13 protein-coding genes are annotated in these 14,274 nt (G+C 51.0%); all 13 read right to left on the reverse strand.

Annotation, left to right across the window (positions count from 1 at the left end):
* Positions 1–35: 35 nt before the first annotated feature.
* Positions 36–1,766, reverse strand: a complete 1,731-nt coding sequence (locus JIN82_RS11130) for an ATP-binding protein (RefSeq protein WP_200311724.1) — start codon at positions 1,764–1,766, stop codon at positions 36–38.
* An 8-nt stretch (positions 1,767–1,774) separates the two neighbouring features.
* Entirely contained in the window at positions 1,775–2,794 is a 1,020-nt protein-coding gene (locus tag JIN82_RS11135) for an SIR2 family protein (RefSeq protein ID WP_200311725.1), read from the reverse strand.
* A 338-nt stretch (positions 2,795–3,132) separates the two neighbouring features.
* Positions 3,133–3,636 (reverse strand): P-loop NTPase family protein, encoded by a 504-nt coding sequence (locus JIN82_RS11140; protein WP_200311726.1) that lies wholly within the window; start codon positions 3,634–3,636, stop codon positions 3,133–3,135.
* Between the two features lie 113 nt (positions 3,637–3,749).
* Entirely contained in the window at positions 3,750–5,051 is a 1,302-nt protein-coding gene (locus JIN82_RS11145; RefSeq protein ID WP_234041946.1) for a hypothetical protein, read from the reverse strand.
* A gap of 11 nt (positions 5,052–5,062) precedes the next feature.
* Positions 5,063–5,722 carry a tol-pal system YbgF family protein gene (locus JIN82_RS11150; protein ID WP_234041947.1) on the reverse strand — a complete coding sequence of 220 codons (660 nt, stop codon included), beginning with the start codon at positions 5,720–5,722 and terminating at the stop codon, positions 5,063–5,065.
* A gap of 5 nt (positions 5,723–5,727) precedes the next feature.
* Complete coding sequence (locus tag JIN82_RS11155) at positions 5,728–6,702, reverse strand: vWA domain-containing protein (RefSeq protein WP_200311729.1); 975 nt, start codon at positions 6,700–6,702, stop codon at positions 5,728–5,730.
* Positions 6,695–7,687 carry a vWA domain-containing protein gene (locus JIN82_RS11160; RefSeq protein ID WP_200311730.1) on the reverse strand — a complete coding sequence of 331 codons (993 nt, stop codon included), beginning with the start codon at positions 7,685–7,687 and terminating at the stop codon, positions 6,695–6,697. Before JIN82_RS11160 ends, JIN82_RS11155 begins: the two co-directional genes overlap by 8 nt.
* Positions 7,680–8,183: a DUF4381 domain-containing protein gene (locus JIN82_RS11165; RefSeq protein ID WP_200311731.1), complete on the reverse strand. Its 504-nt coding sequence runs from the start codon at positions 8,181–8,183 to the stop codon at positions 7,680–7,682. The genes JIN82_RS11160 and JIN82_RS11165 overlap by 8 nt, the downstream gene beginning before the upstream one ends.
* Positions 8,180–9,154, reverse strand: coding sequence for a DUF58 domain-containing protein (locus tag JIN82_RS11170; protein ID WP_200311732.1), 975 nt, complete (start codon positions 9,152–9,154; stop codon positions 8,180–8,182). Before JIN82_RS11170 ends, JIN82_RS11165 begins: the two co-directional genes overlap by 4 nt.
* The gene (locus tag JIN82_RS11175; protein WP_200311733.1) at positions 9,151–10,125 is read right to left on the reverse strand and encodes an AAA family ATPase; all 975 of its coding nucleotides are present in this window, start codon (positions 10,123–10,125) and stop codon (positions 9,151–9,153) included. Before JIN82_RS11175 ends, JIN82_RS11170 begins: the two co-directional genes overlap by 4 nt.
* 56 nt (positions 10,126–10,181) lie before the next feature.
* The gene (locus JIN82_RS11180) at positions 10,182–11,702 is read right to left on the reverse strand and encodes a DUF1254 domain-containing protein (RefSeq protein ID WP_200311734.1); all 1,521 of its coding nucleotides are present in this window, start codon (positions 11,700–11,702) and stop codon (positions 10,182–10,184) included.
* A gap of 70 nt (positions 11,703–11,772) precedes the next feature.
* Positions 11,773–13,260, reverse strand: a complete 1,488-nt coding sequence (locus JIN82_RS11185; protein WP_234041948.1) for a DUF1254 domain-containing protein — start codon at positions 13,258–13,260, stop codon at positions 11,773–11,775.
* A gap of 109 nt (positions 13,261–13,369) precedes the next feature.
* Entirely contained in the window at positions 13,370–13,528 is a 159-nt protein-coding gene (locus JIN82_RS17235; protein ID WP_234041949.1) for a hypothetical protein, read from the reverse strand.
* Positions 13,529–14,274: the final 746 nt, after the last annotated feature.

Genomic DNA, 14,274 nt, shown 5'->3' on the forward strand with positions numbered 1-14,274 from the left:
TTAAGGGCCCTGCTGTGATGTTTGTTAGAGTCTTATTACTGAATGCTTTGTTTTCTCCAATTGTCTACAGCTTTATTCAGCCGCCCAACTGTTACATCACCTTGCCACTCCTTCCAGAATTCGATAGTGCCACTATCTGGTTTATTATTGGGCTCATCTATGCGTATACGACTTGGCAATAAACTAGCGTCTCCAACAACAAGCGCTTCACCAGTATCTAAAGTAGGTAAGATATCACTAAAACCACCTAAGCTATCTGGGAGCAATTTTTTAATGACAGACTGATCATCAGAATTGGTAAGCCTCATAGCCACAAAGTTACTACACTGACTAAGTATGGTCTTATTCACTTCCGATGGTCTTTGTGTGACAACCACCAAACTAACCCCGTACTTTCTACCTTCTTTAGCTATGCGTTCGAAAATTTGGATGGAAATATCATCTGATACACCAGAGACATTTTTATTAGGAATATATAAATGAGCTTCATCACATAAGATTGCTACTGGGTGGCGTTCTTCAGATGGTGTCCACTGTTGAACAGAAAAAGCAAGGCGAGCGACTAATGAAACGATTAGAGGTAGGACATCTGACGGCACTTCAGAAAAGTTAATTATCTTTACTCCTCCATTCCCATTTTCATCGTTACTTCCCAAAAGAGCATCAGCCAACCTATTTAACCAGTCAAATTCTAAAACATCTGCTCCACCTTGGAACAAAAATCCTAAACGACGATCTGATATTTTATTTTCTAAGCGAGAAATCATTCTGCTCAGTTTACCGTTAAACTCACCAGCCTTGTTAGTCCCTGCTCGAGCACCTGGTACCCGCTCAATGTTGATAGCATTTAACGCATGAATCAATGATGACAAATCAAAAGGAACTGGGCTATCAACTGTAAAGTTATCTAAAATATCTTGGTAACCACCGCTTTCTAAGTATAGGGTTTTTGCTGAGTTGACTTCTCTCGCCATTAGCATTGCTTGGTTTGGCGCATTTTGATCACTGCGATCAACGAATAATGAAACTAATGCTTCATATGATAGCAGCCAATAAGGTAGGTAAATTGCACCGTCTGCCAAGGTTCGACTTGACTCTATGTCACTAGGCCCGGCAACTTTGAAGTGACTAATTCCTTCTCCCTCTACAGGAGAGTACTCACCGTGTAAGTCGAAAACTATTGCATTTGCATTTTTCAGCTCAGAAACTTGCTCAATTATTCGAGCTGTCGTCCAAGATTTACCAGCCCCTGTGCTTCCTCCGATAAAAGCATGTCGCTGAAAAAATTTATTACCATTTAAGTAAGCTACCGCATTTTCATCTAAGGTGTATTTACCTAAAGTTAGAGAATTACCATCAGCTTCTGCGTGGGAAATAACTCTCATGAAAGAAGTTAGTCTTTCTCCCTCCAATGCAAAGCAATTTGCATCGATTTCAGGAACGCTTTCTAGTGTGCGACGAAAAATGTTTCTATTAATTCCTTCAGCGTCAATCAATGAGCCTATCAATGCTACTTTGCATAAGTTTTGTTCATCAGAAGGTTCTTCTTGTTCTTCGGTAGCGGAAGAGGTTAGCTTTTTTCTGGTAACTTGATTGATAATTCCAATTAAATGCTGACCCGGTTTACTACTTTGTAATACTGCTAACCTATTGACCTGCAACCTTTTTAGGAGTTCGGTGTCATTTATTTCTACAACAACTGTTGCAGTATCTACGGAAGCTACTTTCCCTAAAGCTTCATCGTCATTAAAATTTAAAATAGTCATATCTTTCCTTACATTATTAAACTCATGAAGCCTTGTAGTGACCAGAAATCGCCATCTACTTCTACTGGACCATCTAATAGGGAGCTATAAATTCTAGATTTGTTGTTATGAGCCGCTTCAATGGCCAAGTATTTATTTGTACCTTCATGGGCGATGAACTTTTTCGTGGCATCAGTTAATTCATAAGTAATGATAATCACCGAGGCTCCATTGTTAGCACATCGATTTACCAGTTTCGTTTGGATATGTTCATCATTGAAGCCAAACCCTACGCACAAGTAAGCAGAGGCTTCATCCATTACGTCGTCAGATTCATGGATGATTGTTTTGTAGGGTTCTTTATGAGTACTTCGGTACTTTTCAATACCCGGTGTTACTATTAGCGGTGTTAAGCCATCCGGGATTTCATTAATGTTACTTAAAAACGTAATAACACCATTAGAATTAGTGAACCAACCAAGAGAGCCATGAACTTTCCAGATATTCACCTGTCTAGAGCATGATAAGTAGTTCTTCCTAGCGCTATGGCCTCTATAGCCATGAGAGAATCCAGTGTAATGATGAATACTTTCTTGTTCACATGCATATTCTGCTAAGCGATCATAATTAGGTGTAATTATGTTTAGCTCTCTAGCGGTGCTTCTAAACATATGTTTCAACAACTTGCCTAATGGAAATAAAGTGGAGTTATTTAATGAATCTTTAAATACTTTAAAGTCTTCTGGAGCTAGAAGGGTCCATGTTTCGTAAACTATTCTACAAGTCAGCTCAGTTGATAAGGGTACATCATGTAATGCTGTTTCTAAATCTATGCCTGCATTCAGTTTCTCGCAAAAATTACACCAAGAAGCTTTATCGTTACCGGGTAAATCGGCCAAATGGACATGGGCCATAAGATGCTTTGCTAAGTTCCCCATTCCAGACATGCCAAAAGCAGCAGAAGCCCCACTCCCTAATATAATAACAGGAGTATTTCTGTAATAATCTTGAGCTTGTTTTGATATTATTTCTAGGGTTTCTTTAGACATAACATTCCTTAAGTTGGTTATGATTCGGTATTGTGATTCTAACGAATATTGATTCGTAACAATGGATGCGTGATTTAATCTCTCTGCATTGTATCAGCCGAGACTACGATCATGATTGATCATGATCTGGTGTTGATGTAGTTTAGTTAGGTTGATAGTTTTCATGATGGTGGCGGGCCTCGACCTTAGTTAGCAGTGGAAAGTTTTAAGTGACCAAAGCAACTAATGCAGCTTGCTAGAAATCTCTAATGAGTCAATGAGATAGTTAGAATATGGAGCCGCTCCATGGCCCTGCGCTAGGGATGGGCTCTCTGGGCTAGCTAGCCTATCTATGTTTGTTAGGATATTTGTTTTATATGCGCCTCGAGTTCACGAGGATGTTTGAAGCTGTGCACTGTGAGGTGAGGGTGCTCAGCGAGTAAGTGCATCGTTCTCTGACGAAATTTTTTACGGTATCTAATAATGTAGAGGATGAACTCTAGATTGAGTCTTTCTGGGCAGCCTGCGGCACAATCCGGTCGGACTTTGCCGAAGCCCGTGAAGGTCCTGCTTAAGGCACGTAATAGGCAAATGTGAGTTGGGTAGTCTAGGTGATAAACCGTGTCTGATCGCTTCAGTCGATTATCGAGTGTTGAGAAATAATGCCCGTCGATAATCCAGCGGTCTGCCTGATAGAGAGATGTCGTTCGTTCTCTGAACTCAGCAAGGTCAGGGAGTGTCCAACCTTCACCCCAGAATTCTGTGTCCAAGTGAACGATGGGCAAACCACTGATAGCACTCAGCGTGTGAGACAAAGTGGATTTACCAGCGCCACAGCAGCCGATGATAGAAACGCGTTGCATATGCTTTGTTAGTATTCAGCTAAGGGAAGAGCACGGCAAGCGTGAGTTTACTGAAGTTGATAGAAATCTCTAATCAGTCAACGAGCTAGCGCAGTTGTTTGCTAGTTTTGGGATTATTGCTTTGGTCCGGGGTTTAGTCGAAGTGCGTTTGCAGCTGCTTGTGGTTTGCTTGGCTCACGGCATTCCTGCCACAGGCGCTGGAGTTCACTCACTTTTGGTGGTGGCCCGTCACCGTAGGCGTGGGCCATCAGCGCGGCGGAGATGGTGCTCAGTTGGGCATCGTGTGAGCAGGCGCTGCTGAGTTGCCACTCGGCATGTTCTGATACTCGTTGGTAGAGCAGTTCGAGGCAGCGGCGGCTGTCTTGTTGTCCAGCTGCATTCATGAAATCCGCTCTGGCGCGACGTTTGCGACGTGTGGTCTCGATACGATCCCGCAGGATGCGGAGCCAGCTAGCTCGGCGTGTCCAACGGATCAGCCAGTAGCCGAGGGCGAGGCCCAATATTGCCAGCGCCCAATACCACAGCTTGTTGGTCTTTTCCTGTGGCTGGGTGGCGGCTGGCGTAGCGTCTAGAGCTGGGGCATCTGGAACCTTGAAGGTGCGGCCTGCTAGGTCGATTTGCTCCACTTTCCCGGTCTCTACATTAAACCAATGAATGCGGTGATCTGGAATCGTGTGGCTGCGGCCAGCCTTGAAGGTGAAGACCACGCGTTCTTCGCGCAGGCCTTCGAGTTTGCCGCCCACCTCTTTGTCGTCGACTAGCGGTGGCGCTTGGTAGACTTGCACGCCGTTGAGTTCGATTTCAGGTGACGCTGGAATGGCCATCGCCGGTGAGCCATTGATGGTAAATTTCCGGATTCTGGTGACCGCGTCACCGACCTGGTAGGTATCGAGAATTCCCTCCCAAGACTCTTCGACTTTGAATTCGTTTGCCGCCACCCATGAGGTCAATCCTTCAGTTCCCGGAGGCGCCACGATTTCTAATGGCGGTACGGTGAGTTTGACCTCGCCCGTTACGTCACCATGCGTCTCGGTTTCGACAGAGATGAAGGTGGTCAATTCTGGTATGCTCACGGGGCCGGTGCGCTCTGCATGCAGCTCAAATCGCCAAGTCTGAAAATTCCAACGATCGCCACCTCGGCGGCGGCTTTCGTTGAAAGCCGTCTTGGTCATGCGCCTAACTAAGGCGGCGGGCACAGTGAAGTCGCGCACACGGACGCCCTTAGCAAAGCGGTCCGGGGTACCCACTTCCACGATGATCTCGATGGGTGCCTTTTGGTAGTGCGGAGCGGGAGTCTTGACCACGGCGCGGGCTTCGAGCTCACCCGAGGTGAGGAGAGCGTCGATGGTCTCGGCTGGCGCGACTTGCACCATCGCCAGCATGAGCATCAGGCCGAATATATTTGCGAGCTTCATCAAGGTTCTTGTTATTCGTTATTGTCGTTTTTTTCGTCCTGCTCGATTTGAAGATAGAACTTCGTGGTAAGAAACTCCGAGGGGTCACGTTGGATTTGCCGCAACCACATTTCCGTGAGCTCAGGGTCCTGCAGCAGTTGCTCGGCGCTTAGTTGTTCGAGCTCTCCTGAAGCTTGTTCACCGTCGCCCTCGGTGGACTTTTGGCCGTCACCCGGCTTGCGCTTGCCGTCGCCAGGTTTGTCGTTCTGGTCGCTGCCCTTGGTGGCCTTGATGATGGCCTCCATGACCGAGATATTTACCGCTGGAGCTGGATGCTCTGGGTATCGGTTCGCCATTTCTTGATAGGCTATTTTTGCGCCCTTGTAATTCGTTTGGTGGGCGAGGGCGTTAGCGTGGGCCAGCAAGGAATTGGCATCCTGATATTGTGAGAAATACTGCTCAGCGGTATCGAATTCCTCAGCTGCGTATGAGCTAAACCCGCGCCATCGTGGATCCTCAAATGCACGCGATGCGCGTTCATAATCTCCGAGCTGGAACCATAGCCTGCCCTGTTGGTCTGGGGTCAGCCATAAATTCAAAAATGCAGCGGGAAATACGACCGCCCAGACGATAGCGGCGAGAGCCAGTAGCAATAGCAAGCGTCGCTTCGGAACTTGCGCGAGTTTTGACATGATTTCTACCATCGCAGTGCCCATCCCTTTCTAAACCAAAGTAAAAACAAAAGCACGATCGGCCAGACCAGATAATAGCCGCCATCCTCCCATGGTTGGGAGCTGTTGCCGCTGAGTTCGTAGTGTCGGTCAATCTGCTGAAGAATTTGCGCGACATCCTGATCGCCAGCGGAGACTTTTTGGTAAACGCCACCACCGGCACCAGCCAGTGCCTTGAGCTCTGATTCATTGAGCGGTTGCGCCTCGTTTTTCAGGCCGCGTTTGGCGTCTTCATTCAGTTCCGCCTGCGTCTTGCCCATGCCCCAGACAATGAGTTGAATGCCAGCGTCATCGTGGAGCGCGCGGAAGGCTTCTGTGGAATTTTCCGTCGCGCCATCACCGATGAGTAAAAGCGTTCCTCCACCCGCAGCAAGCAGATCACGAGCCATGGGCAGGATGGATTCTGGCGCCTTGCCTTGCTTTGGCATCATGCCGACCTGTAAGGCCTCCAAATAATGCAGTAGGACATTGGTATCATTGGTCAATGGCAAGACCGTGTGACCCGAACCAGCATAAGCTAATAGCGCGGTGCTAGCATCTCCACGAGCTTGGGAAAGTTCGAGAATTTTGCTGCGAGCTCGCTGCAGTCGATCAGGTTGCAGATCCTTGCCTGCCATTGAATCGCCAAGGTCCACCGCAATCACCAGCGAGGCCGAGTCCACCGCAAAGGGAGATTCGCCGCGGGTCCAGCTAGGGCCAGCCAAAGCCACCACCAGCATCGGCAGTACCACTACCGATACCCACAAGGGCGAGATCAGCTGGCGCTGGCTACCCGACACCACCATGCGCGGGAGCAGGTGAGGGGCGATGACGCCCTGCCACTGGCGGGCGAGGTCAGCGGAGCGCCACTGTAGGTAGCTAATCAAAGCAAAGGGAATCAACAGCCAGAACCACTCTGGCCGCAGGAAATGTAGATCTTGGATGAAGGCAAGTTTAGTCATGAGCAACCCTCCGTTTGCGACGCGCTGCCATGACAAAGAACGGCATCGAGATGATGTAAAGAAAAGCAAAAGCAGCCAAGGGGACATGGAACATGGCTTTGCGTGGTCGATAGGACTGGCTGTCGTAGTTAGCCGGCTCCAGCTCATCGATCAGTCGATAGGTTTCACTCAGCGCCTCGCGGTTGTTAGCCACAAAGCTGCCGCCGCCGGTGGTACGGGCGACTGCTTCTAAGGTTGTCATGTCCAGCGCGTCCTCGCCCACGGTTGTTGGGTCACCCACAGCTACGGTGTAAATGGTCACGCCTTCGACCTTGGCCACCTTGGCTGCATCCAATGGCGGAACTCTGCTGCCAGTGTCATTGCCATCGGTCAAAACAATCAACACTCGGTTCTCTGTTTTGGATTGGCGGAAATGTGAAATGGATAGGCCAATGGCATCACCAAGCGCCGTGCTCGGTCCCGCCATGTTGACAATGCTTTCGTCGAGCAGCTTCAGCCAAGTCTCGTGGTCATCGGTGAAAGGTGCCTGCAAATAAGCGGCGCTGCCAAAAACAATCAGACCTAATCGATCACCTTCACGACCAGCTACAAATTCTTCCAGCACTCCCTTGGCCACACTCAGGCGGTCGGTTTTCTGCCCTTCAGCATCGCTGAAATCAGTAGCTTCCATTGAACCTGATAGATCGACTGCCAGCATCAGGTCGCGGGCGGTTTTTTCTAGTTTGACTGGCTCGCCGACCCATTCAGGGCGGGCTAGGGCACAAACCAGAAGACACCAGCCAAGGAGGCCAGCGACAGCCTGAATGATCAAACGCCTGCGGATGCTCGATCCGGTGCGGGGCGTTTCGCCACTCAGGGCGACCAATCGTTGAAAGTAAGGCACCTGAAGTGAATCACGGCTTTCTCGATGAGCTGGTACCAGCCAGTAGATTAAGACCGGCGCGAGCAGCATTAGAAATGCCCATGGATGTGCAAATTCAAGCATAGTCCCTCCTGTGTTTAAGAATCCATCCCTCCAGAGCCGCTATCAACGACTCGGTATCAATTTCCCCAAGCTCATCCAGCGGTGCATAAGCAAGGCGCTGCAGATCAGCTACTGGCAGCCGGTCTTGTTGTGGGGAAATTTTTGCCAATGCATTGGCATAGTCATCGCCCTGCAATCCGGAGACCGATTCGCGGCCAAGTGCTGCGATTGCAGTTGCTCGAAGTAAAGGCGCTAGTTCACGCACTGGCTCATGGTTTCCAGTGTCCAATTGATCTTTAATCGTCGCCAGCTGGGCCAATGCCTCGCGCCGGTAGCTATCCCGCAAATACGCTTGTCGGCGCCGCCAGATGACTCGCATTAGCAAAGCAATCAGGGCGATGAGCAATAGCCACCATCCCGGCGCGACGGGCACCAGTGAGACCGGTTCGGGAAACTCCGCTTCGACGATCGTGCGTAGTGACGGGTTGCCCCATTCTGGTTCGAAGACTTTTTTCATGGCTGGGCTCCTAGGGCTCGTTGCAGCTGCTGCAACGGCTTGTCCACGGTGTTGATTTCGATCAATGGCAGGCCAAAACGCTGCAATGCTTCACGCATGTGCTCGACATGTTTGAGGTAGCTTTGCTCAAAACGTGTTTGTAATTCCTCATGGGTTCCCGAGACGACAATTTGCATTTCACCGTCCGAAACCACGAGCTCCTTGAGCGGTGGTAAATCGCGCTCGGCGGGGTCGAAGAGGTTCATCGCAATCACATCATTGTGCAGCGACAAAAGTTTCACCATCTCGTCGCTAGCCTTATCCCAGCCAAAGCCGTCGCCGATGTAGATCACCAGCGCATCGTTGGTGACGTGTCGCCGCAGGGCGTCGAAGGCGATGTTGAGCTGTTTGGGATTGGCTTGGCAACCCGCAGTGAGGGCCGCATTAGCGCTCTCTAATCGCTTGAGAATATCGATGACTCCCTCACGGCTGCGACGCGGGGTAAAATGGTAGCATTCCTGATCATCAAAGATTAAGGCGCCGATGCGATCGCCTTCGCCTAATATGCGCCATGAGATCAATGCCGCCAGCTCCGCCGCGACGGCTGATTTCATCGCCCGCTGGCTACCAAAAAACATGCTGATACGCTGATCCACCAACAGGTAGATCCGGCGCTCTCGCTCCTCGGTGTAGACGCGGACGTGAGGTTTGCCAGTGCGGTTAGTCACCTTCCAGTCCATGGTGCGGATGTCGTCACCGGGGCGGTAATGGCGCAGTTCTTCGAAGTTGAGGCCACGGCCTCGCAGCCGTGACGCGTTGCGTCCGCTGAGGATGCTCTGCGCTGGCTGGCGCGGTAGGAATGAAAACCCACGCGCCGAGTATTCCTGCGCGCGCAGGTGAGCTAGACTCACCGCGATGCGGTCGTCCTGCTCGCTCAACTCAGGGCGGTTTTGTCCTGAGTCATCTCCTAACCATTTGGACTGCTTCTTCATGCAGCGGTGACCAATTTCAAAATTTCGTCGATCACATCATCGGCGGAAACCGACTCAGCCAGTGCGTCGTAACTCAGAATCAAACGGTGCCTGAGCACGGAATGGGCCACGCCGCGCACATCATCTGGCGTCACATAATCCCGCCCGTCTAGCCATGCAGAAGCCCGCGCGCACTTGTCCAAGGCGAGACTGGCCCGTGGGCTAGATCCTACTCGGATCCAATCTTTGAGGCGTGAATTTTTGTGGCGAGCTGGATCCCGAGTCGCCATGATGAGCGCGACAATGTATTGGTCGATATTTTTAGACACTGTGGTGGCGGCTACTTCCTTGCGGGCAGCAAATACAATGTCCTGTGAGAAGCGCGGCTCTTCTGGTACCTCGCCAGCTTCCTCGCCGCGAACCAGACGGATGATCGCTTCCTCAGCGGCGTCGTCTGGATAGTCGACATTGGTTTTCATGATGAAGCGGTCCATCTGCGCTTCCGGCAGCGGGTAGGTGCCTTCCTGCTCGATAGGGTTCTGGGTGGCGAGCACCATAAACAATGGCGGTAGCTTATAACTCTGGCCAGCTACGGTCACTGTGCGCTCTTCCATGGCTTCCAACAATGCTGCCTGCACTTTCGCAGGTGAGCGGTTGATTTCATCCGCTAGGACGACGTTGTTAAATATCGGTCCCTCCTGAAACTGCAACATCTGCTTCCCTTCAAGCTCTTGGTAGACCTCGTTGCCGGTCACATCCGAGGGCAGCAGGTCAGGGGTAAACTGGATGCGGCCCAAGCTGGCATCTAGGCAGCGGCTCAGTGATTTGACCGAACGTGTCTTTGCCGTGCCGGGTAATCCTTCCAGCAATACATTGCCGTTAGTCAGCAAGGCGAGAAGCAAGGTTCTTACCACTTCCTGCTGACCGATAACCGCTCGGTTGATGGCGTCGTTAAGATCCTGAAATGCTTCTTGATGGCTATTTTTTTGCATGATGATTTTTTTATAAGAGGGAGCATTTCGGCTCCCTCTTATATCATGATGAAGATTTAGTTAGTCTTGATGATTTCGCTAGGACGCCATGACTGGTCAATCCAGGCTTTCAGCGGGCTGTACATCCGTAGGATGGTGAACCAGCTTTTGCCGGGAACCGTCTGCACCCAGTTGTTCTGATAGCCTGGAGGTGGCTTAGGGCCGAAGTAGATATCAATCGATCCGTCTTTGTTGTAGCGCAAGCCCTCTTGCAGGCTGTCGATGCCAGCATTCTTCTGGTCGGTTTGCAGCATCGAGCGGGTCTGAGGGTCGTAGATGGTCACCGCCCAGAAGTTGGCGACTGGAGCATCAGCTGGAAGCGAGATCTTATAGGTCTTGCTACCATCGAATGGCTCCTTGTCTCCGTCGAGGAAGGCAATGCCGTAGTCGGAGCCCTTACCCTCCCGTGGTGCTGCCATTACCGGCGTCACAGCTGTGTAGGGGTAGTGGAACATCACACGAGCATCGGTGTTCATGGTTCCGCCATCCTCGCCGTTGAAGTGCACATTTCGGCCCATGTAGGCCATATTCCAAGCACTTCCAGTATCCGGGTAGATTTGCGCATCAGGCATATTCATGTTGGTACGTGGGTACCATACGATAGAGCGAGCTTGGGCGTTACCAATCGCCACACCGTCGTCTAGGATCGCTTTCATCCTGTCGTCTGGCTTGAACTCTTTGCCTTTCTCCATGCCGAGTGAGGCAAACAAACCACGCACCTCTGGGGTGAATAGGCCAGGTGCTTCATATTGAATCACCTCGTCCACGTGATGATAGAACTCGGCGTTGTTGTAGTGGACCGTATTGAAGTCCTTGTCAGTGCCGCTGAACCATTCCATTTTTGGCGGATTGGCAGCATCGGCCAGCTTATAGACCTTAAGGTTGTCTTTTACATCCTTAACCGCAGCGCTCACATCAGCTTCAGCCTTGCTCTTGGGAGTTTTGCGCAGGAAGACCCACACGCGGTATGTCTCGGGGCGGTAAACATTGTACCCCTCAGGCACTTCACCTTCGTAGCCGGGTGGTAGGAAGAGGTATTTTCCTCCGGTGATGTTTTCGATGAAACGGAAGTTAGCATCGTTGGCAGCGCCGAGTAATCCTTCGGGCGCATCAACTACGGTGGGTCCATCACGTTTCAGGTCAAGATCCGGAATAACGTAGACCGTGGCACTGTTGCCAGTTAGGAAGAGCGATTTGGCATTCATCAGCCCATCGAAAATCATGACTTGATTGACCTCAACGGCACCCAGAGAGTGGGCACCTTCGATCAATGCGGCAACTGATGCCGCTGGCATGCCCTTGAGGAAGGCATCAGCCGCGCGTGAGGTGTCCATGAAGTCGTAGACTTTGTCTGCGGTCTCGCGGGAAGGGACGCCGTCGGTGAAACTCAGTTCACCAATGGAGGTTTCCACTTTGTCGGGAGTGAGAATCCCCTCGGGGATCTCCGTGGTGTACTCGAATTTTTCCTGAGCTGTGGCCGTGGCGCACAGGGCACCGATTGCCAATAAGCCAATCGATTGGATAGTTTTTGTTTTCATAGTTATTGTTTGTTTCGTAGGGCTATTATGATTTTTAAAGGTCGCGGCTTGGAGGAAGCCGTTTGCGACCTTAGTTCGTTTTAATGATTTCGCTAGGGCGCCATGATTGATCGATCCATTTTTCTAATGGGCTATACATGCGCAGGATGCTGAACCAGCTCTTGCCGGGGATAGTCTGTACCCAGTTGCTCTTGTAGCCGGGAGGAGGTGTGGGAGCGAAATAGATGTCAATCGATCCGTCTTTGTTGTAGCGCAGTCCCTCTTTGAAGCTGTCAACACCTGCAGCACCCTGATCAGTTTGCAGCATCGAGCGGGTCTGGGTATCGTAGATGGTCACGGCCCAGAAGTTGGCAACTGGAGCATCAGCTGGCAGGCTGACCTTATAGGTCTTGCTGCCGTCGAATGGCTGCTTATCGCCATCGAGGTAGATGCAACCGTAGTCCGAGCCTTTACCCAGTCGTGGTGTTGCCATTGCTGGGGTCACACCCGTGTAGGGGTAATGAAAACTCACGCGGGCGTCGGTATTCATGGTAGCGCCGTCTTTTCCACTAAAGTTCACGTTGCGCTCAGGATAGCCCATATTCCAGGCACTGTCGGTGTCGGGGTAAATCTGAACACCGCTCATGTTCATATCGATGCGGGGATACCAGACGATAGAGCGGGCCTGAGCATTGCCGATGGCCACACCGTCAGCCAAGATGGCTTTCATGCGGTCGTCGGGGGTGAATTCCTTGCCCTTTTCGATGCCGAGCGAGGCAAAGAGTCCGCGGGTTTCCGGCGACAATAGGCCAGCGGCTTCGTATTGGATCACCTCGTTCATGTGATCGTAAAACTCGGCGTTGTTGTAGTGAATGGTATTGTATTCTGCTCCTGTTGTACTGATAAACTCCATTTTTGGCGGATTTGCCGCATCGGCCAAGCTATAGACCTTGAGGCCCTCCTTGAGTATTTTGGCACCCGCCGCCACATCCTCGGGCGACTTGCTCTTTGGAGTGACACGCATAAATGCCCACATGCGGTAGGTTTCGGGACGATAGACCTTATAACCTTCAGGGACATCACCTTCGTAGCCAGGCGGCAGGAACAGGTATTTCCCTGGCAGGAGGTTTTCTACAAAGCGGAAGTAACCGTCGTTGATGGCTCCCAGCACACCTTCAGGTGCTTCAATCACTGTGGGTCCGTCGCGTTTGAGATCGAGATCCGGAAATGCGTAAATGGTTGATGTATTGGCCGTCAGGAAGAGTGATTTTGGGTCCATCAGCTGATCAAAGATGGTCACTTGATGCGCTTCCACCGCTCCGCGAGAATGGGCGCCTTTGATCAAGCCGTCCAGAGAGGCTGCGGGCATGCCCTTGAGGAAGGCATCGGCTGCGCGCGAGGTGTCCATGAAGTCGTAGACTTTGTCCGCGGTTTCGCGGGAAGGAACTCCGTCGGTGAAGTTCAATGTGCCAATAGAAGTTTCCACTTTGTCAGGAGTAAGAATCCCCTCGGGGATCTCCGTGGTGTACTCGAATTTTTCCTCGGCCAAGGTCGTGGCGCAAAGGGCTCCAATTGCCAAGAGGCAGATTGATCTGGTAGATTGTCGTTTCATCGTAGTTGTTTGTTATGTAGGAGTGTTATGGTTTCAAAAGATAGCTCCCGATCCACAAGAAATCTGATTCGAGTGCTTAGAGGGGAAGGGCTTTGTAAACAAATAAACGATCAGAGATCTTGATCGTATCTCGCCATTTACTCGTGGCATTTGGTGTTGGGCGACCTGTCTCACTACCTGATCTGGAAGTGGCGAGCATCATCGGAAGCCTGAGTATTGGTATAAGGGGATTCATTTTTTTGCTAACATAATTGGCTAGTGGTCGTAGTTGAGAGATTTAGCCTATCTATAGCTTAGTTAGCCGAGCTTGCAAGCTGGGTGGGTGGCTGGGAGCCTGTTTGCTAGGATGATAGTTTTTATGATGACGGGCTGGGCCGCTCAGTTTGTTGGTGGGCAGGTTTCGGTTTTTCAGAGAAAGAAGCCTGCCAAAAAAGAGCTCGTGGAACAGACGATTGAATTAATCGAGGTTTGATAGAAATCTCTAATGAGTCAATGGAAAAAAGGTTAGGTGTCCAGCCGGGAGGGAAGGGTGAAGGGTGAAGGGTGAAGGGTGAAGGGTGAAGGGTGAAGGGTGAAGGGTGAAGGGTGAAGGGTGAAGGGTGAAGGGTGAAGGGTGAAGAGGGCTAATATGTAAACCATGTCCTGAACCCGTAGCCCAAACGGATGTAAGCTTGCTAGCTGGAATCGCTGGTGGCGAGATGGTTTCTGGCGTCCTTTCAGGACACGGTGCTTAGGAGGAGTGATCTCGGGGCTAAAGCCCCGAGCTTTGTGCTTATGCGCCTTCAGCGCAATGGCTAGCCGCAAGTGGTGTATCCCGCACCAGCGGGAGGACCTTGATCGCAGCGAACCTTAGGCCGCTGGCCGTACCTGCAGCGTAGCGAACCTTCATCCCGCGTCAGCGGGAGACCTTAAGCGCAGCGAACCTTAGGCCGCTGGCCGTACTTGCAACGAAGTGAACCTGCATCCGCGCTAGCGGGAGAA

The organism is Persicirhabdus sediminis, assembly GCF_016595495.1.
Taxonomy (GTDB): Bacteria; Verrucomicrobiota; Verrucomicrobiia; order Verrucomicrobiales; family Akkermansiaceae; genus Persicirhabdus; species Persicirhabdus sediminis.